17 protein-coding genes are annotated in these 21,193 nt (G+C 62.0%); 2 read left to right on the top strand and 15 right to left on the bottom strand.

Annotated features, from left to right (window positions below):
* Window positions 1-85: 85 nt before the first annotated feature.
* Window positions 86-559 carry a hotdog fold domain-containing protein gene (locus tag GSQ75_RS00525; RefSeq protein WP_158752600.1) on the top strand — a complete coding sequence of 158 codons (474 nt, stop codon included), beginning with the start codon at window positions 86-88 and terminating at the stop codon, window positions 557-559.
* 31 nt (window positions 560-590) lie between these two features.
* Here the strand turns inward: GSQ75_RS00525 and GSQ75_RS00520 are convergent, their stop codons facing one another.
* The 8 genes from GSQ75_RS00520 to GSQ75_RS00485 form a co-directional block, all read right to left on the bottom strand.
* Window positions 591-1,592, bottom strand: coding sequence for a diguanylate cyclase (locus GSQ75_RS00520; protein WP_158753838.1), 1,002 nt, complete (start codon window positions 1,590-1,592; stop codon window positions 591-593).
* The gene (locus GSQ75_RS00515; RefSeq protein WP_158752599.1) at window positions 1,589-2,155 is read right to left on the bottom strand and encodes a chemotaxis protein CheB; all 567 of its coding nucleotides are present in this window, start codon (window positions 2,153-2,155) and stop codon (window positions 1,589-1,591) included. Before GSQ75_RS00515 ends, GSQ75_RS00520 begins: the two co-directional genes overlap by 4 nt.
* Window positions 2,142-3,011, bottom strand: a complete 870-nt coding sequence (locus GSQ75_RS00510; RefSeq protein WP_158752598.1) for a CheR family methyltransferase — start codon at window positions 3,009-3,011, stop codon at window positions 2,142-2,144. Before GSQ75_RS00510 ends, GSQ75_RS00515 begins: the two co-directional genes overlap by 14 nt.
* A 5-nt stretch (window positions 3,012-3,016) precedes the next feature.
* Window positions 3,017-6,655: a response regulator gene (locus tag GSQ75_RS00505; RefSeq protein WP_158752597.1), complete on the bottom strand. Its 3,639-nt coding sequence runs from the start codon at window positions 6,653-6,655 to the stop codon at window positions 3,017-3,019.
* 114 nt (window positions 6,656-6,769) lie between these two features.
* Window positions 6,770-7,693: a type II CAAX endopeptidase family protein gene (locus GSQ75_RS00500; protein ID WP_158752596.1), complete on the bottom strand. Its 924-nt coding sequence runs from the start codon at window positions 7,691-7,693 to the stop codon at window positions 6,770-6,772.
* A 93-nt stretch (window positions 7,694-7,786) separates the two neighbouring features.
* Window positions 7,787-9,388, bottom strand: a complete 1,602-nt coding sequence (locus GSQ75_RS00495) for a peptide chain release factor 3 (RefSeq protein ID WP_158752595.1) — start codon at window positions 9,386-9,388, stop codon at window positions 7,787-7,789.
* Window positions 9,389-9,604: 216 nt separating this feature from the next.
* On the bottom strand, window positions 9,605-10,777 hold the full coding sequence (locus tag GSQ75_RS00490) for a YncE family protein (protein WP_174236678.1): 1,173 nt from the start codon (window positions 10,775-10,777) through the stop codon (window positions 9,605-9,607).
* A 56-nt stretch (window positions 10,778-10,833) separates the two neighbouring features.
* Window positions 10,834-11,652: a creatininase family protein gene (locus tag GSQ75_RS00485; protein WP_254058389.1), complete on the bottom strand. Its 819-nt coding sequence runs from the start codon at window positions 11,650-11,652 to the stop codon at window positions 10,834-10,836.
* 235 nt (window positions 11,653-11,887) lie between these two features.
* Here GSQ75_RS00485 and GSQ75_RS00480 point away from each other — a divergent pair, with 235 nt between their 5' ends.
* Window positions 11,888-12,271, top strand: coding sequence for a carboxypeptidase-like regulatory domain-containing protein (locus GSQ75_RS00480; protein ID WP_158752593.1), 384 nt, complete (start codon window positions 11,888-11,890; stop codon window positions 12,269-12,271).
* A gap of 99 nt (window positions 12,272-12,370) precedes the next feature.
* Here GSQ75_RS00480 and fusA read toward each other — a convergent pair whose 3' ends face one another.
* From fusA to GSQ75_RS00445, 7 genes are all read right to left on the bottom strand, one after another.
* A complete protein-coding gene (gene fusA / locus GSQ75_RS00475; RefSeq protein ID WP_158752592.1) occupies window positions 12,371-14,500 on the bottom strand; it encodes an elongation factor G in 2,130 nt (709 codons plus the stop codon).
* Between the two features lie 286 nt (window positions 14,501-14,786).
* The gene (locus tag GSQ75_RS00470) at window positions 14,787-15,149 is read right to left on the bottom strand and encodes a response regulator (protein ID WP_158752591.1); all 363 of its coding nucleotides are present in this window, start codon (window positions 15,147-15,149) and stop codon (window positions 14,787-14,789) included.
* Complete coding sequence (locus GSQ75_RS00465) at window positions 15,149-18,718, bottom strand: chemotaxis protein CheB (protein ID WP_158752590.1); 3,570 nt, start codon at window positions 18,716-18,718, stop codon at window positions 15,149-15,151. The genes GSQ75_RS00470 and GSQ75_RS00465 overlap by 1 nt, the downstream gene beginning before the upstream one ends.
* Window positions 18,719-18,828: 110 nt before the next feature.
* Window positions 18,829-19,491: a M24 family metallopeptidase gene (locus GSQ75_RS00460; RefSeq protein WP_158752589.1), complete on the bottom strand. Its 663-nt coding sequence runs from the start codon at window positions 19,489-19,491 to the stop codon at window positions 18,829-18,831.
* Between the two features lie 14 nt (window positions 19,492-19,505).
* Complete coding sequence (locus GSQ75_RS00455) at window positions 19,506-19,862, bottom strand: DUF1304 domain-containing protein (RefSeq protein ID WP_158752588.1); 357 nt, start codon at window positions 19,860-19,862, stop codon at window positions 19,506-19,508.
* 221 nt (window positions 19,863-20,083) lie between these two features.
* Window positions 20,084-20,422, bottom strand: a complete 339-nt coding sequence (locus GSQ75_RS00450; protein WP_158752587.1) for an RcnB family protein — start codon at window positions 20,420-20,422, stop codon at window positions 20,084-20,086.
* 328 nt (window positions 20,423-20,750) lie between these two features.
* Window positions 20,751-21,089 carry an RcnB family protein gene (locus GSQ75_RS00445; protein WP_158752586.1) on the bottom strand — a complete coding sequence of 113 codons (339 nt, stop codon included), beginning with the start codon at window positions 21,087-21,089 and terminating at the stop codon, window positions 20,751-20,753.
* Between the last annotated feature and the right edge of the window lie 104 nt (window positions 21,090-21,193).

Genomic DNA, 21,193 nt, shown 5'->3' with positions numbered 1-21,193 from the left:
TTCTGACCATGTGCCCAGCCCGCGCCGAATGTCTTTCGCACGACATCCGACGCGGGCTGATTACTTTCTATTGGGAGAATGGTCGATGAGTGCGTCCGTGCTGTCGCTGTACCGCCGCATCACGCGCTGGCCGGCGGGTCACTGGCTATTTTCGCGCCTGGTCTGTCTAAAGGCACCTTACTTCGCCACGATCGCACCGCGGTTCGTGGCGCTGGAGCCGGGGCGCTGCGAAGTGCGTATCCGCGACCGGCGGCGCGTGCATAACCACATCGGCACCGTGCATGCGATCGCGCTATGCAATCTGGCCGAACTCAGCGCCGGGGTTATGACTGATGCGACCATCCCGGCGGATATGCGCTGGATTCCCAAGGGCATGACCGTCGAGTACCTGAAAAAGGCAGTGGGGACTTTGCATGGGGTCGCAACGCCTGAGCTTGCGGCCCCCGCGTCAGATGAGGGCTATGAATGGCCGGTTGGTGTGCAGGTCACCGATGCCGCCGGCGGGGCGGTTTTTCGCGCACGCGTGATGATGTGGGTATCGCCGCGCAAACACGCTTGAGCTTGCCCCTGTCTGATGCTGGCGCGAGCGCTCAGCTCGCCAGCACGCAGCGATTCTTGCCGCCGCGTTTGGCTTCGTACATCGCGCGGTCGGCCGCCTGAACCAGTTGCTCGTCGGCGTCGTGGCGATCACTCGGCAGATAGGGCGCGATACCGATGCTCGCGCCAATGCGCACATCGATCGAGCAGCCATTGACGCGCAGCGTATAAGGCTCACGCAGTGCCGCGCACAACTTCTGGCATAGCTGCAGCGCCAGCTGCGGATCCTCGAGGTCTTCCAGGATCAAGGCGAATTCGTCGCCGCCAAGCCGTGCCACGGTGTCGTTGCCGCGCAGGTGCGTCGACAGACGTGCTGCGATCTCCTGCAGCAGGGCGTCGCCAGCGGCATGGCCATGGGTGTCGTTGACGTTCTTGAAGCCGTCGATGTCGATACAGGCCAGTGCGAAGTGGCCGTGATGGCGCTGTGTGCGCTGGATCGCGACATGCAGGCGATCCTGGAACAGCATCCGATTGGGCAGCCCGGTCAGCATGTCATGGCTGGCCTGGTGGCGAACCATCGCCTCGATCAGCTCGCGCTCGGCAATCTCCTGGGTCAACTGCTGGTTGCGTAGGGCCAGCTCGGCCATGGTCTGCTGCAGTTCGGCGCGTGCCGCGTAAAGCTCCAAGAAAATGCGTACCTTGGACTGCAGGATCACGTCGTTGATCGGCTTGGCGATATAGTCGACTGCGCCGGAGTGGTAACCCTTGAGCCGGTTCAGGTCATCGGCATAGGCTGCAGTAACGAAGATGATCGGCGTCTCGCGCAGCTGCTCGGCTTCGCCAAGCAGGGCCGCCACCTCGAAGCCATCCATGTCGGGCATGTTGACGTCGAGCAGGATCAGCGCGAACTGGTGATCCAGGCACAGCGCCAGCGCTTCGTTGCCGCTGCGCGCCTCGAGGATCTGCGCGCCGCTTTGCGCGAGCAAGCGGCGCATCGCGACCAGGTTGGCGTGCGTATCGTCGACGACCAGGATTTTCGGCAGCGTGGCATTCATGTCAGGCATAGACGGTTGATTAGCGCGGCAATCTGTTCCAGTGGCAGGCAATAATCGGCGCCGGCGATATCCAGCGCGGCCTGCGGCATTGCAGCCGCTTCGGCGCTGTCAGGTGTCTGCACCACGGCAATGCCGCCGTGAGCGCGGATTTGTGCCAAGCCTTCGGCACCATCGCCATTGGCACCAGTTAACACTACGCCGATCAATGCAGCGTGATAGACATCCGCGGCAGAACCGAACAGCACATCGATGGACGGCCGCGAAAAACACACCTGTTCGTCTACAGACAACGCAAAATGTCGATCGTGCTCCAGCAGCAGGTGATAGCCACCGGGTGCCACATGCACGGTACCGGCACGGGCCGGTTGCCGCTCACCCGCTTCGATGACTGGCAGTGTTGAATGACTGGCGAGCAGGCTGGCGAGTACATCGGTACCGCCGCCGGTATGACAGCACACCAGCAGCGTTTGCTGCAGGCGTGGATCGAGCGCACCCAGCAGGAGCTTGAGCGCATTGAAGCCGCCCTTCGAACAACCGATGGCAATCGCTTCAAGCTTGTTCATTACGCTCTCGCGAGGCCGGCTGGCTGGTTCGCCGGTACAGCCGCAGGCTCGCATCCACGGCAGTGAAATCGGTGGCTACCGGAGCGAAATCCAGCGACTCACGCAGTCCCAGACAGAGGTGGCCGCCGCGTACCAGACTGTCGCGGAAAAGCTCCAGCGTGCGGTTCTGCAGGGGATTGGAAAAATAGATCAGCACGTTGCGGCACAGCACCAGGTGCGCCTCGCAGAACATCTTGTCGGCCACCAGGTTGTGGTTGGCAAACGTAATGTGGCGGCGCAGCTTCTGGTCCAGCTTGATGAAGTCGTAGCGTGCGCTGTAGTAGCTGGCCAGCGAGTAGGCGCCACCGGCTTCCAGATAATTGCGTGACCACAACTGCGCATCCCTGGCCGGATAGATGCCTTCCTGCGCCCGCAGCAATGCATCGGAATTGAAGTCGGTCGCGAAGATATGGCTGCGCTCGTACAGTCCGGCCTCCTGCAGCAGGATCGCCAGCGAGTAGACCTCCTGCCCATGCGCGCAGCCCGCCTGCCAGATGGTGATCTGCGGATATGAGGCCAGCACCGGCAATACACGCTCGCGCAAGGCGCGAAACACCGGCGGGTCCCGGAACATTTCCGACACGGGTACCGATAGTCCCCGGATCACCTTGGTCACGAAATCCGCTTCATGCAGCAGGCGCGCAGTGAGTGTGCTGATGCTGCCGCAGTGATGCGTATGCACCAGCTGGCGCACGCGCCGGGTCAGCGAGGCTGGCGCGTACTGGCTGAAGTCGTAGCCGTAGCGGCGCCTGAGTGCCTGCACGAACAGGTCCAGCTCGATCTGCTCCAGCTCGGTGTCTGGTGGCGATGCGGGCATGGTGCTCAGCGTTGCAGCCAGACGCGGATCATCGACGCCAGCTTGTCGATGTCGATCGGTTTGGACAGGTAATCGCTGGCGCCCATCTCCAGGCATTTCTCGCGGTCGCCGCGCATCGCCTTGGCGGTCAGCGCGATGATCGGCAGCGTCGCGAAACCCGGCTGCGCGCGGATAGCACGGATCGTCTCGTAGCCATCCATCATCGGCATCATGATGTCCATCAGGATCACTTCAGGCGTGTCGTCATCCGCGAGTGCCTTGAGCGCCTTCTGACCGTCCTGCGCCAGGTTCACCACCAGGCCCCAGCCGCGCAGCACTTTCGACAGAGCAAACAGGTTGCGCATGTCGTCGTCCACCAGCAGCACCTTGCGGCCAGCCAGTTCGGAAGCGGATGACAGCTTGCCGGCATCGGCGCGTCGCGTCGCATGCTGGATGCTGTGCAGGAACAGGCTGACTTCGTCGAGCAGGCGTTCCGGCGAGCGAGCACCCTTGACCACGATGGAGTCGGTGTAATGGCGCAGTAGCAGGTTTTCCTCGCGACTCAGGTCGCGACCGGAATACACCACCACCGGCGGCACGCCGCCAGGCTCCTTCGAGAGTTTTTCAAGCAGCTCCAAACCGGACATGCCGGGCAGGCCGAGGTCGAGCACGATGCAGTCGTAGCGGGTGTGTGCGGTTTTCTCGAGCGCCTCCTCGGCGGTAGCGACCTCATCAATCAGCACGCCATCGGCGCTCAGCATGCTGCGCACGGCGGTGCGCGAATCGGCTTCGTCGTCGACGATCAAAAGGTGCCGCTGATGTCCTTCGGCGAAATGCAGCAGGCGCTTGAACGCGGTATCAATGGCTGCGCGGCTGACCGGCTTGGTCAGGAAGCCGACTGCACCGCGTTCAAGCCCGCGTGTGGCATCGTCGGTCGCGGAAATGAAGTGCACCGGGATCGCCCGTGTGGTGTCGTCGGCCTTGAGCTGGTCGATCACCGCCCAGCCGTCCATCGCCGGCAGCATCACGTCCAGCAGGATGCCGGTGGGATGATGTTCGCGGGCCAATTGCAAGCCCGCTACGCCATCGGTCGCTGCCAGCGCGCGGTAGCCCTTGCGGTGGATCATGTCGACCAGGATGCGCGCAAATGCCGGATCGTCCTCGATCACCAGGATCGTGGTCTGGCCGGGCTGCAATGAACGGCGGTCGTCGTCGATGGCGTCTGGCAACAGGTAGGGGGACGCTGGCAGAGCAAGTGGCGGTGCCTTGGCGGGCACGGCGCCTTCGGCCGCCTCGCGCCGTTGCTCCGGCGGTGTTTCGGGCAGTAGCACGGTAAAGCTGCTTCCATGGCCGCTTTCGCTGCGCAGGGCAATGTCACCGCCCAGCAGCATGGCTATCTGGCGCGAAATCGCCAGGCCCAGGCCGGTGCCGCCGAACTGCCGGCTGGTGCCCGCGTCCACCTGCTCGAACGCGTTGAAGATGCGCTGGAACTTGTCGGCCGGAATGCCGATGCCGGTATCACTTACGGTGATCGCGATCAGGGGCTTTTCTCGCAGTGCCTCAGGAATGGTGATCTCGCTGCCGGGACGACCGATGCGTACGGCGACGGCGCCGTGCGCGGTGAACTTGAAGGCATTGCTGAGCAGATTGTTGGTAATCTGCTCGAGCTTGGCGCCGTCGGTGCGCAGGATCGTCGGCAGTCCGGGCTCGATCTCCAGCGTGAAGCCAAGGCCCTTTTCCTCGGCAACGTGCGCAAAAGTGCGTCGGAGCCGCTGCTCCAGGTCGGCCAGCGGCAACTTGTCGATCACCAGATCCATCTTGCCCGCCTCGATCTTGGACAGGTCGAGGATGTCGTTGATCAGATACAGCAGGCTGTTGCCGGCGTCGTGGATGATTCGCGCCGACTCGATCTGTTCCTCGTCGAGATTGCCGCTGTCGTTGTCGGCCAGACTGCGCGAGAGGATCAGCAGGCTGTTCAGCGGCGTGCGCAGTTCGTGCGACATGTTGGCGAGGAACTCGGATTTGTATTGGCTGGCCTGTGCCAATTCGTCGGCCTTTTCCGCGGTCTCCTGTTGCAACTCCACCAAAACGCGTTTCTGCCGATTCAGGCTGTCGGTCTTTTCGCGCAACTCCTCGTTGGAGGCCTGCAGCTCCTCGGCCTGCAGGCGCAGCTCCTCCTCGGAGGCGACCAGCCGCTCGGACTGTTCTTCAAGTTCGCTTGTCTTGGCCTGTAACGCCTCGTTGTTGTCGCGCAGCACCTCTTTTTGCTGCCGCATCACCAGCTCGGATACGCGCAGCTCGTCGGCCTGTTCCTGTGTCTGCAGCAGCAGGTCATTCGTGCTGACGGCGCGGTTGAGGTTTTCCAGCGCTAGCGCGACGATCGGCAGCAATTCCTCCAGTAGTTGCAGCTGCAGTGGCGTCAGTGCGGAGAAGCTGGCCAGCTCCAGCACCCCGATCAGCGTGTCGCGATACAGCACCGGCAGGATTGCAAGGTGCCGGGGCAGGGCCTCGCCACTGCCGGAGTCGATGTGCAGGTAATTTTCCGGTACGTCATCGAGCATGATCGGCTTGCGTTCGATCGCGCACTGGCCCACCAGTCCTTCGCCGGGAAGGTAGTGATCGGCAGTCCGGTTGTTCAGGCGCAAGCCGTAGCTGCCCAGCAGGTCGAGCCGGCGGCGCGCATCGTCGAACGAATAGAAAAGGCCGAGGCCGGCTCCGAACAGGGGCGCCAGCTCGCTGGTCAGCCACTGCGCGAACTCCTTGTGGGTAGTGGCCTGCAGCAGCACGTGGGAGATGCCCGATACCTGGGTCTTGATCCAGGTTCGTGCCTCGGTGTCGATCACCATCCGCTTGAATACCTGCAGGGCGCGGGCAATTTCACCGATCTCGTCGCGACGGCCGAGCTGGTCGACCTCGAAATCATGGTCGTGATTGGCCAGCCGGGCCATCAGGTCGGCCTTGCGTCGCAGTGGTCGGGTGACCAGCCGTGAAGTCAGGCCAATCACTGCAATCCCGAGCAGGATGCTGAGCAAAGCCGCGACGGAGTTGATTACCTGGGTCCGGCTCAGCGTGCTGTCAAGTTTCTGGCTGCGCACGGTCAGTAACTGATTTTCTTCGCCGATCATCTGGCCGACGGCATTGTTCAGGTCCTCGATGCGAACCGTACGATGCTCCAGATAGTTCGACTGGATATGCTGGAGTTCCAGCGCCATCGCCCCGGGATCAGCCGTTTTCAGATGAGCAACCGCGTCCAGCGCATTCGCCGTGACTTCGCGCCGCCATTGCGCGGCCATGGTCTCCAGGTTATCGATGCGCGACTGCTGCAGCGCGTTGTCACTGGTCAGCCGGCGCAACTGGACGATGCAGTCACGCAGGTCGCTTGCACCTTTCTCGAACATGGCGCGCTGGTCGGCGTGCTGGGTCAGCATGTAGCCGCGCGCACCAATCTGGCTGCTCTGCAATGCGTGTTGCACCTGATCCAGCTCGAGCAGCACCTGGTAGGTATGGATCGTCCAGAAGCGATTGCTTTCCTGCTGGCGCAGCGAGTGCAAGGTCACCAGGCTGGACAACAGGAACAGACTCAGCAGCAGGACGACCGCGAACAGGATCTTGCGCTGCAGCGGCTGATTAGCCAACCAGGAGAAATTTGATTGAGTCGGATGCATGCTGGGCCATCGTGGTTCGTGGGCGACCTGTTACACGACCACCGGAACGGCCATCGTGCCTTCAACAGGGTAGCCGGTGCGGCCGGCGAACCATAGCCGGCCGCACACTCCGGATCAGCAGCGCCTGAACCAGTGCCGGAATCGCTGCCAGGGTGCGCACGGCATGATCGAATCATGCCTCATAGCGACAATCAATAAGGCGAGCGTGCATGCTGAACAGAGGCTCAGCGCGACCACCGAGGCTTCGGCCCCGAACACGCCACCGCTGAGCCAGTCCGGGCCGCTGCGCGTGGAAACCAGCCAGCCGTCGGCTGGCAGACCGGATACCGGAATTCCGTAGACCGTGCCCTGACAGAAGTTCCAGGCCGCATGCAGACCCATGCAGAGCGGCAGTGAGCGGGTGAGGTGGTAAATCATGCCGAACAACAGACCGGCCTCGATTGCGATTGCCATCGAACTCCACACCGTGGCGCCGGGATTGCTCGCGTGCATGAAGCCGAAGACCAGCGCCGACACGATCAGTGCAGCCCAAGTGCCGAGGCCCTCCTCAACAATACGGAATAGTGCACCACGAAACATGATTTCCTCCCCGATGCCGGCGCCAAGGCCGACCATCAGCAGCGCCGGCAGCCATGCGGCATGGGGATTGAATCCGGTGATGTGATAGCTGCCCAGCAACCCGAGTATGCCGACGATCGTGCTGAACAGTACCGTGCCAAGAAACACGCCAAGCAGACCATGTGGCAGCAGTTTGCATGGCGCCAGTTCGGTCATCGGTCGGCGTTCGATCAGCTTCACCAGCACCAGATAGGCGATCAGCGGCGGCAACGAGCGACCGATGAACTGTGCCAGTCCACGCTGCAGCGCCGGTGCGCCCTTGCCCCAGCCTACTGCGTGCAGGCCGTGTTCGGCCAACATCACGCCAGCCATGAACAGCGCGATGAAGATCGCGATGCGCGCCAGCGGCGAGAACAGCAGCCAGCGTTTCCACGCGGGCGCCGCGGCGGGTGTGGCGAAGGCGGTCGAAATTTCCTGCATGGTGCGGCGTCCCCTGTTGGAAAGACCGCACACTAGTGATCGCCCCCAGCAGCCACCCAGTGGCATCGGTCATGATAGGTCGGCAGTAACGGGTTACACGTCCACCGACGCCGCATGCTCACGCGTGTTGGCAAAGCGCACCTGCGGCCAGCGCTCCTGTGCCAGCTGCAGGTTCACTCGCGTCGGTGCGATGTAGACCAGTTCGCCGGCGCCGTCGATGGCCAGGTTCATCGCATTCTTCTCGCGGAACTCGGCCATCTTCTTTTCATCGTCGCAATGCACCCAGCGCGCGGTGGTCACCGTTACCGGCTCGAAGCTGGCATCGACGTTGTATTCGTCCTTCAGGCGGTACGCGACCACATCGAATTGCAGTACGCCGACCGCGCCGAGGATCAGGTCGTTCGACATCAGCGGACGGAAGAACTGGGTAGCCCCTTCCTCGGACAGCTGCGCCAGGCCCTTCTGCAGCGCTTTCATCTTCAGCGGATCACGCAGCCGCGCACGACGGAACAATTCGGGCGCGAAGTTCGGGATACCGGTGAAGTTGATCGCCTCGCCTTCGGTGAAGGTGTCGCCGATGGTGATGGTCCCGTGGTTGTGCAGGCCGATCACGTCGCCCGGATAGGCGGTCTCCACGATCTCACGGTCGCTGGCCATGAAGGTCAACGCATTGGCAATGCGGATGTCCTTGCCGGTGCGGGTCTGGATCATCTTCATGCCGGCGTTGTAGGTGCCCGAGCACACGCGCATGAACGCCACGCGGTCGCGGTGCGCCGGGTCCATGTTCGCCTGGATCTTGAACACGAAACCGGTCAGTTTTTCTTCCTCGGGCTGCACTTCGCGACTCATCGTGCCGCGTGGACGCGGCGAAGGTGCGTGTTCGACGAAGAAGTCCAGCAGCAGCTGCACGCCGAAATTGTTGACCGCCGAGCCGAAAAACACCGGTGTCTGCTTGCCGGCCAGGTATTCGTCCATCTCGAACGAGGGCGCAGCACCCTGCACCAGCTCCAGTTCCTCACGCAGCTCGCGCATTGCTTCGTCGCCGACTTTCTCCAGCAGGCCCGGTGCATCGAGGCCCTTGAAGATCGTCGAGTCCTGCCGGGTGAAGTTCTTGCCCGGTTCGAACACGTGCACTTCATCCAGCAGCAGGTGATAGACGCCCTTGAGTCGCTTGCCCATGCCGATCGGCCAGGTCACCGGCGCACAGGCGATGCCGAGCACCGACTCCACTTCGTCCAGCAGTTCGATCGGCGAGCGGCCCTCGCGGTCGAGCTTGTTGATGAAGGTCATGATCGGCGTATCGCGCAGACGGCACACTTCCATCAGCTTGATCGTGCGTTCTTCCACGCCCTTGGCGCAGTCGATCACCATCAGCGCCGAGTCCACCGCGGTCAGCACGCGGTAGGTATCCTCGGAGAAGTCCGCGTGTCCCGGTGTGTCGAGCAGGTTGACGATCTTGCCTTCGTACGGGAACTGCATCACCGACGAAGTCACCGAGATGCCACGCTCTTTTTCCAGCGCCATCCAGTCGGACGTCGCATGCCGCGCCGCCTTGCGTCCCTTCACCGAGCCGGCCATCTGGATCGCGCCGCCGAACAGCAGCAGCTTTTCGGTCAACGTGGTCTTGCCCGCGTCAGGATGGCTGACGATGGCGAAGGTACGGCGGCGACGGGTTTCTTGCAGATGGGTGGACATGCGGGCAGGTCGGCTGGAGCGTTAACCGGCAATTGTAGCTTGGATCGAGCCAACGCCTCAGTGATGGCTTGATAGCGCAGACGGCGGGTGCCTGCATGCTGGCCAAAAGGTCATTGGCAGCTTATTGCACCTGCCCAGACCAGCAAAAAAGAACCCGAGGATTTCTCCCCGGGTCCCTGGTTTTGCGCTTGCCGCTAAGTCAGAGCGGAATACGGGTCAACGCATGATCCCGGTATGGCCCAGCGAGTAGCGTCCGGGCTGCGGCCAGACGGCCAGTCCGTGGGGCTCCGCGCCGACCTTGATGGATCTGACCGCGCCGGTGGTGGTGTCGAAGGCATAGACGACGTCGTCGAACCGTCCCGACAGCCACAACAGCTTGCCATCGGCACTGACGTTGCCCATGTCCGGGCTGCCACCGTGTGGAATCGGCCAGTTCGCGACGACCTTGCGCGTGGCAAAGTCGATCACCGACACGCTGCCCTTGCCGTGGCGTGGTCCGTGGATGCGGTTGGAGCCGCGATTGGCGACATACAGCTTGGTGCCATCCCGGCTCGGATACATCCCATGCGTGCCGACCCCAGTCGGAATGAAACCGATCCGGGTGAAGCTGTCACCATCGACCAGGTAGACACCATTCGCCATCATGTCGGCGACGTAGAACACCTTCCCGTCGGGCGAGACGCGGATGTCCTGCGGCATGCCCTTCTTGTCGAGCAGCAGATAGCCCACCACCTTGCGCTTGACCATGTCGATCTTGGCCAGCTTGCCGCCGAATTCGCAGGTGAAGATCGCATAGCGGCCGTCGATCGAGAAATCGGCGTGGTTGATGCCCTTGCACTCCGGTACCTGGAGGCTGTTGTGCAAGGCCATCGTATGCGCATCGCGGAAGTCCAGCCGCGCCCGCGACTCGGCCACCACGATCGCTTCCTTGCCGTCCGGGGTGAAGTACATGTTGTAGGGATCGTCCACCGCGACCGCTGTGCCCGGCTTGCCGGTCTTCGGATCGATCGGTGTGAGGCTGCCGTCGTTGTGGCCCTCGGCGTTGTTGGTCACCCACAACGTCTTCAGGTCCCATGCCGGGACCACATGTTGCGGGCTCTGGCCGACGGGAAACGTGTCGATCACCTTGAACGTCGCCGGGTCGATCACGGATACCGTGTCCGAGCGCAGGTTCGGCACGTAAATCCGCGGCAATGCCCCCGCCACGGCCGGGCTGAAGTGATTGACGCCGGCTTCGCTGTACATATTGCTGGCATTCACCACCCGGGGCATGCCGGGGACGGTAGCAATCGACTGTGCGGCTCCCGCGAAGGGGGCCGTACAGAGGCCAGCAAATGCTATGCCGACACATGCGGCGATCCGGGAAAAACGTTGGGGACGTGTAGTCATGGCGAATTCGTTTTCAAATGATGGGGGAGGGGAATGAGTAAGGCGCCAGCGCTGCATTATCGCCCAGCTGTGTCCTTCCTGAGGGCATCGACCGTTCGCGACACGATCGCATTGATACCCAGTTGGCCAAGTTCGGCGCTCGATCGACGGGGATCCCCGCCGTAAACACCGTCGGCAGGACCAAGTTGCGGGCCGTTGCGCAGTCGATCCAGCCGGACCATCTGTGGTGCGACCGCCAGTTGCAGTGAGGTGTCGGCGAGTCCTGCATGTGTGCCGATCTCGTCATCGCGGATGCCATGCTGGCGCAGGATCTGCGCGTAACCATCCGAGCTGGCCTCGTAGTATTCCGGCGGTACAAAGGCCCGCGCTGTTGAACCGGCCCAGGTCTTGTTGAGATGGGTGACGACCCGCTGGAGCTCCTTCTGATAGCCGCCATGGTCGCCCAAGAAGACGATGTTCCGAAACCCATGCACCGCAAAGCTGTTGGCCGCGGATTCCAGCATCTGTTCGAACACGCTGTCCGGAATGGTGATGGTGCCCGGGAAGCGCATATGCGAGGTCGGTGGCGCGTAGCCTCCCTCGGGCACATAGGCGATGGTCGGCGCGACCAGCGCATTGCCCAGCCCTTCCGCAATGCGTTGCGACAGCACCGTCACGCGTACGTTGTGCTTGCCCACGGCAATGCCCGGGCCGCTTTGCTCGGTCCCACCGATGGGAATGATGATGGTGGTCTTGCCCGCCTGAATCTGGTCGCGCAGCTCCGTCCAGGTGAGGTCCTGCAGCTGAACGGTTTTTGGCGTTTGCGCAAACGATGCCTGCGCGGCGATCAGCAGGATGGCAAGCGCGAAAGCTTGTCGCAATGGGTGGCGCATCATGAAGCGTCCTCGCGGGTGTGCGGTGCATGGTGTGGGGAAACGGTTGAAGCATCACCACATATGGTTACATGCCGCCCAACCATAATGCCGTTTGGCTTCTTTTATGCTTCTGAGCAGATGCCCGAAAGATTCACGATTTGCCCGGTGGAACTGCATCCGTCGGCATTAGAAGCGCTAAAATCTGCTGGTGAGCCCGCCACGCAGGGATGCATTCCTCGCAGATGGAGGCATCGTCATGACCCGTCTAGTTCCAACCCTGGTTCTCACCGCGCTGTTCGCGACCTTGGCTTTCAACGTGCAGGCGTCGCCCGATGAGTGTCGCATTATGGGTACCGCGTATGACTACACCGGACATCCGCTGCCCGCCGCCGTGATCCGCCTTATCGATCAGCAAACGCAGCAGACCGCTTACACCGCCAGCAATGCGGATGCCACGTTTGCATTCACCAATTTACCGGTGGATGCCAGTGGGCAACGTTATCGGCTCGATGTGCTGAGTCCGGCTGTTGAAGTCACCGGCAGCCATATCCCCATGAGATCCGTGCTCGGCATCGCGCCGGCTTTTGCCTGCGGAGCAGGCCAGAGTGTGCGCGCCGACGTGAGAGTCGAAGTGCGTTGAATCACTGGACCGATGGATAAAAAAGAGCCCGGGGATCGCTCCCCGGGCTCTTTGCTTTCGCGCTGACGATCAGATCAGCACGATCATGCAAGCGAAGGCTTACTTCGCCTCCTTCTCCATCAGCTTCTCGACCATGCTGGCCGGCACTTCCTCGTAATGATCGAAGATCATCGTGAAGTTGCCGCGGCCGCTGGTGGCCGAACGCAGGAAGTTGATGTAGCCGAACATTTCGGCCAGCGGCACGAAGCCCTGCACGAAGGCATTGGTACCCTTCTGGCCCTGTTCGGTGATCGAGCCGCGACGACGGTTCATGTCGCCGATCACGTCGCCGAGGTAGGTCGCTTCGGTGACCACTTCCAGCTTCATCACCGGCTCGAGCAGCTTCGGCTTGGACATCTTCTGCGCTTCGCGGAAGCAGGAGCGGGTGGCGATGTCGAAGGCCAGCGCCGAGGAGTCGACGTCGTGGTACTTGCCGTCGATCAGGCGTGCCTTGAAGTCCAGCACCTGGTAGCCGGCGACCTGGCCCTGGCGGGATTCCTTGATGATGGCCTGCTCCACCGCCGGAATGAACTCGCGCGGTATGCGACCGCCGACTACCTCGTCGGAGAACACCACGCCGCTGCCCGACTCGCCTGGCTCGAAGATGATCTTCACTTCGGCGAACTGACCCGTGCCGCCGGTCTGCTTCTTGTGCGTGTAGGTGTGCTCGACGGTCTGGCCGAACGCCTCGCGGAAGCTGACCTTGGGCTTGCCCATGTTCGCTTCTACGCCGAGCTCGGTGCGCATGCGGTCGATGGTGATTTCCAGGTGCAGCTCGCCCATGCCCTTGAGCACGGTCTGCCCGGTTTCCTGGTCCACTTCCATGCGCAGCGACGGATCGGCCTTGACCATCTTGTAGAGCGCGGTCGACATCTTGTCGACGTCGCCACGGGTCTTCGGCTCGACCGAGACGCTGATCACCGGATCGGGGAAGCGCATGCGCTCGAGCAGGGCCGGGTGCGCCGGATCGGACAGCGAATCGCCTGTCTCGGTGTCCTTCATCGAGACGAACGCGCAGATGTCGCCGGCGCGAACCTCGTCGATTTCCTTGGTGGCGTTGGCCTGCACTTCCACGATGCGGCCCACGCGCTCCTTCTTGCCGCGGGTGACGTTCTGCAGCGTATCGCCCTTCTTGATCACGCCGGAGTAGATGCGGCAGAAGGTCAGCGTGCCGAACTGGTCGTTGATGACCTTGAACGCCAGCGCGCGCGCCGGCGCGTCGTCGCGCACTTCCTGCTCGCCGATGATATTGCCGTCCTCGTCGACGATCGAGATGCCGCCGTTCTCGCCCGGGTACGGCATGTAGTCGACGACCGCGTCGAGCAGCTGCTGCACGCCCTTGTTCTTGTACGACGAGCCGCAGAAAACCGGTACCAGCTTGCCGGTGACGCAGCCCTTGCGGATGCATTCCTTCAGCTTCGCCGGATCGTGCTCGCCGGTCTCGATCAGGCGCTCGAAGGCGTCGTCGTCCATCGCCAGCGCGGTCTCCAGCATTTCCTCGCGCAGCTTCGGTAGCTGGTCGATCCAGTCGTTGTCGACGGTGGAACCGAACTTCAGGCGGTTCTTGGCTTCCTCGAACGACACGGTTTCCCAGGTGCTGTCCTTGTCGTCCGACGCCCAGATGTAGGCGACATTGGCGACCAGGTCGGCCATGCCGACGAATTCGTCGGAGCTGCCCAGCGGGATCTGGCACAGCAGGGCCGGTGCATTGAGGCGCTCGCGGATGCCCTTCACGCAATGCGCGAAGCTGGCGCCGATGCGGTCCATCTTGTTGACGTAGCACACGCGCGGCACGTTGTACTGGTCGGCCAGGCGCCAGTTGGTCTCGGTCTGCGGTTCCACGCCGGCGACGCCGTCGAACACCACCACGGCGCCATCCAGCACGCGCAGTGAACGATTCACCTCGATGGTGAAGTCCACGTGTCCCGGGGTGTCGATCACGTTGATCTGGTGACCTTTCCATTCGGCCGTCACGGCCGCGGACTGGATCGTGATGCCGCGCTTGCGCTCCTGCTCCATGTAGTCGGTGGTGGTCGAGCCCTTGCCGTCCTTGGTGTCATGCACGTCGATGATCTGGTGCTTCTTGCCGGTGTAATACAGCACACGCTCGGTGGTCGTGGTCTTGCCCGCATCGATATGCGCAATGATGCCGATGTTGCGATAAAGGTTGAGTGGTTTGTTTCTGGCCATGACCTGGGTTCCGGAGTATCGAGCGTGATTGAATGGGTAAAGTGAAGTTATCCGCGGTTGCGAAACGCCATCCACGGACGCAGCCGTTCCGTGGATGGCTATGCCTCGAAGCACGGTCCGAGGGACATCCATGGGGAACGACAACGGTATAACCGCTTATTTTAGCGTGATTTGGGGTCCAGCTTGTAAGCCCGCCCGCTGGAATCGCTTCCAAGGCCCGCCCAGCCTCGAATTTGCGGTCAGTGCGCCGAAAGCGAGAGGGGCGTCATTTGCCTTTCGAAGCCAATCAGGCTGCGCGCAGTGCGGTCAGTGCCGCGGCCAGTTGCCTGGTGTCATACGGCTTCTGCAGGACTTTTTCGTTGCGCCACGCTTCCGGCAGGTCCTGGTCGTCGTAGCCGGAGGAAAACACAAACGGAATGCCACGACGGCGCAACACCAGGGCGACGGGGAAGCTGACTTCACCGGCCAGGTTGATATCGAGAATGGCCAGATCGATCGACGCAGACTCGGCCAGCTCCAGGCATTTGGCCAACCGCGCGGCCTTGATTACGCGGTAGCCCGAGGCGTTGAGGCGATCCTCCAGCATCATCGCCAGCATCATCTCGTCTTCGGCGAGCAGGATGCAGGGCAGGTTGCTGTCGATGGTCATCAGGAAGCTACCTCAAGTGGTACATCGATGGTGCAGGTCACACCGCTATGGGGAAATGCGAGGGTCACCTCACCATCCAGTTCATACGGCACGCCTTCATCGATCAGGCGTGAACCGAAGCCGCGGCGTGTGGGTGGCTTGACGGCTGGGCCGCCGGTTTCCGTCCACTGCAGCAGCAGCCACGGACGTTGGTCCTTGATGTGTGTCGTCCAGGTGACGGTGACCAGGCCTTCCGGTATCGACAGTGAGCCGTACTTGCTGGCATTGGTGGCGAGTTCGTGCAAGGCCATGCTCAGTGCCAGCGCCTGCTTCGGCTGCAGATTGAGTTCATCACCCTGCAGGCATACCCTCGCATCATTCATCCGCGCATCGCTGTCGTGCCGGTATGGCGCCAGTTCGTTGTTGATCATGCCAACCAGTGACGCGCCGAGCCATGCATCCTGTGCCAGCAGGTTGTGCGTGTGCGACAGCGCCAGCAGCCGCGATAGGAAGCTTTCGGTAAAGGCAGGCAAGTCTTGCGCGTTGATGATGGTCTGCTGGGCAATCGCCTGCACCGTGGCGAGGGTATTTTTTACCCGATGGTTGAGCTCGGCCATCATCATTTCCGTATGCCGTTCCGCGCGCACGCGCTCGGTCACGTCGCGTGCGATCAGCTTGCCGGCGAACATCGTGCCGTCCTGGTCGCATACCGGCGAGTAGCTGATCGCCAGTGGCACGGATGCGCCGTCCGGTCGCACCCAGGTCATGTCGAATTCGGCCAGCCGCATCGGCCGCTCGTGGCTGACGAAGAACTTCCTGGTCTCCTCGGACGGTTCCGGCGGTAGCAGCATGTTTAACGGCTGACCGACTACCTGTTTGGCGGACAGGCCGAAGATGCGTTCGGCGCTGGCGTTCCAGCTGCTGATGCGCTCGTCCAGCGAAAAACCGAAGATCGCGTCGCGCGAGGCGTTCACGATCGCTGCCATTCGGGCGTGCTCGCTGTTCAACTGCTGGCTTTCGGTGATGTCGACGAAGGTCAGCACAACGCCGTCTACGACATTGTCGAACGTCAGGTAGGGCCGCATGCGCAGCAGGAAGGTCGGGGCTTCACCTACGCCGCGCAGCATGCGTTCGGTCACGGCCATGTCGTGCAGCACCTGCGCCACGTCGCTTTTCAGTTCCGGGTAGCTGATGCGCGGCGAGATCTCGGTGATCGGCCGGCCCTTGTCACCGTCACGCAGATGGAACAGTTCGGTCATCTTCGGCGTATAGCTGCGGATGTGTAGCTCGCAATCGAGGAAGATCGTCGCGATCTGCGTGCTGTCGAGCAGGTTGCGGATGTCGTTGTTGAGCCGGTTCAACGCCTCGTTTTTGCTGTTGAGCTCGGCGTTGACGGTCTGCAATTCCTCGTTGATCGACTGCATTTCCTCGGTCGAGGTTTCCAGCTCTTCGTTGGCGGATTGCAGTTCCTCGTTGACCGACTGGTATTCCTCGTTCGCTGATTTCAGTTCCTCGCTGGCCGTTTCGTGCAGGTCGACCGCGGCATGCAGTTGCATGCGCGTGCCGCGCAATTCGTCCTCCAGTGCCTGAATGCGCGTAAGTTCATTGCCGGGTTTACCGTCCGTTGTCGGCTCGATCGAGTGCGGCGCAGGTTCGAGCTCATGGAAGGCAACCACACACATCTCGACCTTGCCGTCGTCGCGGAGCTCATCCTGACCCAGCGGCTCCACGATCAGCCGCAACGATCGCTCGTGTCCGTTGAGCAGGAGGGTCAGTCCATCGCGGATCACCTGCTTGCCGCTGGCAAATGCCTGCAGTGCGGCTGCGCGCACGGCGCCGCGCAAAGGCTTGTCGAGCAGCTGGAACAGGTTCAGGCTGGCTGCGCCGGTCGAGGGTGCCAGGTAACGTCCGGTGTCGCCGCCGAAGCGCAGCACGTCGTGGCTGCTGTTGATCACCACGTAAGCCGGTGACCACGGTTCCAGCGCCTGGCGCGCAGACTGATCGATCGGGTCTTCCACATGTCGCGGCGCGGCGTGCTCGGTACTGCTGAAGGGGCGCGGATGCGTGCTGACAAAATCCCGCGGGCGTGTATGTGTGTCGTCGCGTCGCACGTACAGCCGCTGCTTCTTGTCCAGCTCGGTGAACAGGCGCGCGTTCCGTGCCAGCCGCTCTGACGGACCCAGCAGCAGGAAGCCGCCGGGTCGCAACGCATAGTGAAACGACTGCACCAGCCGCTCCTGCAGACCGTTGTTGAGATAGATCAGCAGATTGCGGCAGGAGACCAGGTCCATCCGCGAGAACGGCGGATCCTTGATCACGCTATGCGGCGAGAAGATGCACATTTCGCGGATCTGCTTGGCCACGCAGTAGTCGTCGCGGTCCTGGGTGAACCAACGCTCGAGGCGCTCCGGCGAGATGCCGTTCAACGGTGCGCGGTAACGTCCGGCGCGTGCGCGGTCGATCGCCTGATCGTCGATGTCGGTGGCGAAAATCTTCACCTTCAGGCCGCGCTGCGAACCCATCGCCTCGCGCAGCAGGATCGCGATGGAGTAGGCCTCCTCGCCGGTGGCGCAACCGGGTACCCAGACCCGCAGCACATCGTCGCTGGCCCTGTCCGCCAGCAGCGAAGGGATCGCGATGGAGCGCAGTGCCTCGAAGGCAACCGGATCGCGGAAGAACTCGGTCACGCCGATCAGGAATTCGCGAAACAGCAATTCGTGTTCGTTCGGATGCTCGCGCAAATACTCGATGTAATCCGTCACGGTCTCGGCCTGCACCACCAGCATGCGCCGTTGGATCCGCCGCATCAGTGTCTTCTCCTTGTACTGGCTGAAGTCGTGGCCGACTTCGGCGTGCAGCAATCCGCAGATGGTATTCAGGTGCGCAGCCACATCGCCGCGTACGCCATCGGAACCCTTCTTCTGCTGCGCGGCGTGCATCTGCTTCTGATAGGCCAGCAGCCGTGCCGGCATGTCGGATACCGGCATGACGGCATCGACCAGCCCGGTGGCTACCGCGTTGGCTGGCATGCCGGTCATCGCCTCGTGGTCGAAGCCGGACTGCGCCAGCGCCAGGCCGCCGTGATCCTTCACCGCGCGTAGCCCCTGTGCACCATCACTGCCGGTGCCGGCCAGTACCACACACACCGCGCCATCGCCCTGATCCTCGGCCAGCGACGTGAAGAACGTATTGATCGGCCAGCGATGCTCGCGTGGTGGCGCCGGCTTGCATACCTGCAGCACGCCGTCGGCAATCGTCAGCGTGGCATTCGGCGGAATCACATAGACATGTCGCGCTTCCACCCGCATGCCATGCGTCGCCTCAAGCACCGGCATCGTGGTGCTGCGCCCGATCAGTTCCGCCAGCAGGCTGTTGTGATCGGGCGCCAGATGCTGCACCAGCACGAAGGCCAGCTCGCCATCGGCCGGCATGTGCGCGAAGAACGACTTGAACGCTTCCAGTCCACCCGCCGAGGCGCCGATGCCAACGATCATGGTGCTGTTCGGTGGCAGCTTGCGGGTTTTCGCCGTTAGTGCGCCTTTGCCGGCGGTTGCGGCGGGAGTGGGTACTGGCTTCAGATACGACGGCATGCGGTGCAGCCTGAATCTAGGCGACGCCTGGATGAGGCTGCAGCATAGCGCGCATGGCGTTCAGTCTGGGTGATTGCAATGCGGGTATGTGGCTGCTGTGTTTGCGCGGATCAGCGCGCCAGCAGATCCTCGTAGAACGCGCCGAACGGTTCGCTCGGATGCGCGATCTGGATTTCCAGGATCCACAGTCCGCTAGACGGTGATGCTTCCAGATCACCAAGGTCGCCGGCCTTGTGGATCGCATGCGGAAAGTCGCTGACCCGATGACCTTTGATCGCGTGGTTGAACCGCCAACCCATCGCTGCGGCACGCTGGCCGGCATACGCATACAGCGCCTGGCCGCTCAGCGCTTGCGAGCGCCACACGTCGGCCACTTCGCCGAACAACGTCCGCGCCGCTTCCGCGCAAGCCTGACGTTCCGGCGCGTGACCGACCACGAATGTATCGCCCACATCACCCTCGTGTCCGTCGAATACCAGTCCAAGATCGATGAAGTAGCTATCGTTCTCGCCCAGTCGCACGCTGGGGTCGGAGCGCTGCCGATAGATCTTGGTGGTGTTCGGCCCGATGCGGATCAGCACCGGATGCCATAGCCGCTCGAAGCCTAGCTCGCGGAATACCTCGGCTGCCTCGAGCTTCGCCTCGTCTTCGCTGATGCCCGGACGCATGCGTTCGCGGATGCCATGTAGCGCGGCCCAGGTTTTTTCGCGGGCGTGTTGCATCAGCGCTTGATCGAAGCGTTGTCCGACAGCTTCGCGAGAGGGCGTCGCCATGAGTGTCTGCCTCGTCAGGCCAGATGGACGAGTACCAGCCCAATCAGGGCCGGCAATGCCTGTATCCACAGAATCTTCCTGCTCGCGGTCAGTCCGCCGAAGATGCCGGCGACCAATACACATGCGAGGAAGAACACTTTCACGCTGAAGCCGGCGCCGCCGAGGTAGAGGCCCCAGGCCAGTCCTGCGGCCAGGAAGCCGTTGTAGAGCCCCTGGTTGGCGGCGAGCGCTTTCGACTGCTCGGCGAATTCTGGGGTGAGGCCAAAGGCGCGGCGGCCCGCGGGCTTGGTCCACAGGAACATTTCCAGGATCAGGAACCACAGGTGCAGCAGCGCGATGATGGCGATCACGACGTTTGCGGCGATGGACATGTCACTCCCCTTGGATGAGTTGATCATGGCGTTCCATGGCTGGAGCACCGTGGCCGCAGTGTCGCAGCCGGATCGGTTCATCGCAAACCTGTAGTTCTACAAGGGGAGGTAACGGCAAACGCGGGCAGTAGATCGAAATCTGCAATAAAAAACGGATCCATGGAAACCATGGATCCGTTTGCAAGGGCACGGCGATAAACCGTGCCCTTGGCCGATCAGCTTCAGTGTTGCTGGTGGACGATGCTTACGATGGCACCGGTGTTTTCGTCGACCAGCAGGAAGTCACCGTTGTCGCCACGCACCCAATGGGAACCTTCAGCGGGTTCGTTCAAGTGCTCGGTCTGCCAGTGCTGAACGACATACCGATTGTCGCGATACTCGGTAGGTATTACGCCACCCTGTTTGTACCAGGTCTCGTTGTTGCCACCGATATGCTGCACGGTGGTAGTGACCGTCTTGGTGGTTTCAACCGTCCCACCACTTTGATCGTCGGTTTGCGCCAACGCCACATTGGACAGCAGCAGGGCAGCGCACATAGCCAAAACAAGTTTCGTTTTCATGATGTATTCCTTCGTAAATGGCGAGTCACAACAAGAAAGGCAGCAAATCTCAGCGTGCACTAGCTAAGAGTTAAATCGCACCGGGCATGCCTAATGCACAGGCAGCTTTGCAAGCTGCAAGCCCTCAATATGTGAATTTCGCGCCAGTGCGCCGTTCACGTTTGAACGTAGGTCACCTGTCTGCGATGGTGCGTTCAGATTGTTGTCTGCCCTTCAGTTTCCGGGAACGGCATGCCACTTGATCGGATCGGCAGAAACAAAAACGGACCCATGGAAACCATGGGTCCGTCAGCATGGGTACGGCAAGAAGCCGCGCCCAGCAGGTCAATCAATGCTGATGGATGATGCTGGTAATCGCGCCGGTGTTTTCGTCGACCAGCAGGTAGTCACCATTGTCACCACGCACCCAGTGGGATCCTTCCGTGGGTTCGTTCAAATGCTCGGTCTGCCAGTGCTGAACGACATAGGTGTTGCCGCGATACTCGGTAGGTATCACGCCACCTTCCTTGTACCAGGTGGTGTGGGCGCCGCTGACGTGCTGCATGGTCGTAGTAGTGGTTTTCGTGGTCTGAACAGTGCCGTCGCTGCTTTGATCATCCTGCGCTGCCATCGCTGCACTTGAAGCCAGCAGAGCTGCGCACATAGCCAAGACAAGTTTCGTTTTCATGATGAGGTGTCCTTTATGAATGCCAAGCTTGTGGCGGAGCCACAGGTCAAGGACAGTGGCAAATGTCAGCGCACGCACCTGACGGAGGTGAAACCGTACCGAAG

Origin of the sequence: Dyella sp. S184, assembly GCF_009766065.1 — a bacterium.
In the GTDB taxonomy this organism is placed as follows: Bacteria; Pseudomonadota; Gammaproteobacteria; order Xanthomonadales; family Rhodanobacteraceae; genus Rhodanobacter.
Note: the sequence above shows the minus strand (reverse complement) of the source record. Positions and strands in the feature narration are given on the sequence as shown.

What these genes read in the sequence shown, in the direction of transcription:
- GSQ75_RS00525 (WP_158752600.1), top strand. Translation starts at nt 86, where the DNA reads ATGAGTGCGTCCGTGCTGTCGCTGTACCGCCGCATCACGCGCTGGCCG.
- GSQ75_RS00520 (WP_158753838.1), bottom strand. Translation starts at nt 1,592, where the DNA reads ATGAATGCCACGCTGCCGAAAATCCTGGTCGTCGACGATACGCACGCC.
- GSQ75_RS00515 (WP_158752599.1), bottom strand. Translation starts at nt 2,155, where the DNA reads ATGAACAAGCTTGAAGCGATTGCCATCGGTTGTTCGAAGGGCGGCTTC.
- GSQ75_RS00510 (WP_158752598.1), bottom strand. Translation starts at nt 3,011, where the DNA reads ATGCCCGCATCGCCACCAGACACCGAGCTGGAGCAGATCGAGCTGGAC.
- GSQ75_RS00505 (WP_158752597.1), bottom strand. Translation starts at nt 6,655, where the DNA reads ATGCATCCGACTCAATCAAATTTCTCCTGGTTGGCTAATCAGCCGCTG.
- GSQ75_RS00500 (WP_158752596.1), bottom strand. Translation starts at nt 7,693, where the DNA reads ATGCAGGAAATTTCGACCGCCTTCGCCACACCCGCCGCGGCGCCCGCG.
- GSQ75_RS00495 (WP_158752595.1), bottom strand. Translation starts at nt 9,388, where the DNA reads ATGTCCACCCATCTGCAAGAAACCCGTCGCCGCCGTACCTTCGCCATC.
- GSQ75_RS00490 (WP_174236678.1), bottom strand. Translation starts at nt 10,777, where the DNA reads ATGACTACACGTCCCCAACGTTTTTCCCGGATCGCCGCATGTGTCGGC.
- GSQ75_RS00485 (WP_254058389.1), bottom strand. Translation starts at nt 11,652, where the DNA reads ATGATGCGCCACCCATTGCGACAAGCTTTCGCGCTTGCCATCCTGCTG.
- GSQ75_RS00480 (WP_158752593.1), top strand. Translation starts at nt 11,888, where the DNA reads ATGACCCGTCTAGTTCCAACCCTGGTTCTCACCGCGCTGTTCGCGACC.
- fusA (WP_158752592.1), bottom strand. Translation starts at nt 14,500, where the DNA reads ATGGCCAGAAACAAACCACTCAACCTTTATCGCAACATCGGCATCATT.
- GSQ75_RS00470 (WP_158752591.1), bottom strand. Translation starts at nt 15,149, where the DNA reads ATGACCATCGACAGCAACCTGCCCTGCATCCTGCTCGCCGAAGACGAG.
- GSQ75_RS00465 (WP_158752590.1), bottom strand. Translation starts at nt 18,718, where the DNA reads ATGCCGTCGTATCTGAAGCCAGTACCCACTCCCGCCGCAACCGCCGGC.
- GSQ75_RS00460 (WP_158752589.1), bottom strand. Translation starts at nt 19,491, where the DNA reads ATGGCGACGCCCTCTCGCGAAGCTGTCGGACAACGCTTCGATCAAGCG.
- GSQ75_RS00455 (WP_158752588.1), bottom strand. Translation starts at nt 19,862, where the DNA reads ATGTCCATCGCCGCAAACGTCGTGATCGCCATCATCGCGCTGCTGCAC.
- GSQ75_RS00450 (WP_158752587.1), bottom strand. Translation starts at nt 20,422, where the DNA reads ATGAAAACGAAACTTGTTTTGGCTATGTGCGCTGCCCTGCTGCTGTCC.
- GSQ75_RS00445 (WP_158752586.1), bottom strand. Translation starts at nt 21,089, where the DNA reads ATGAAAACGAAACTTGTCTTGGCTATGTGCGCAGCTCTGCTGGCTTCA.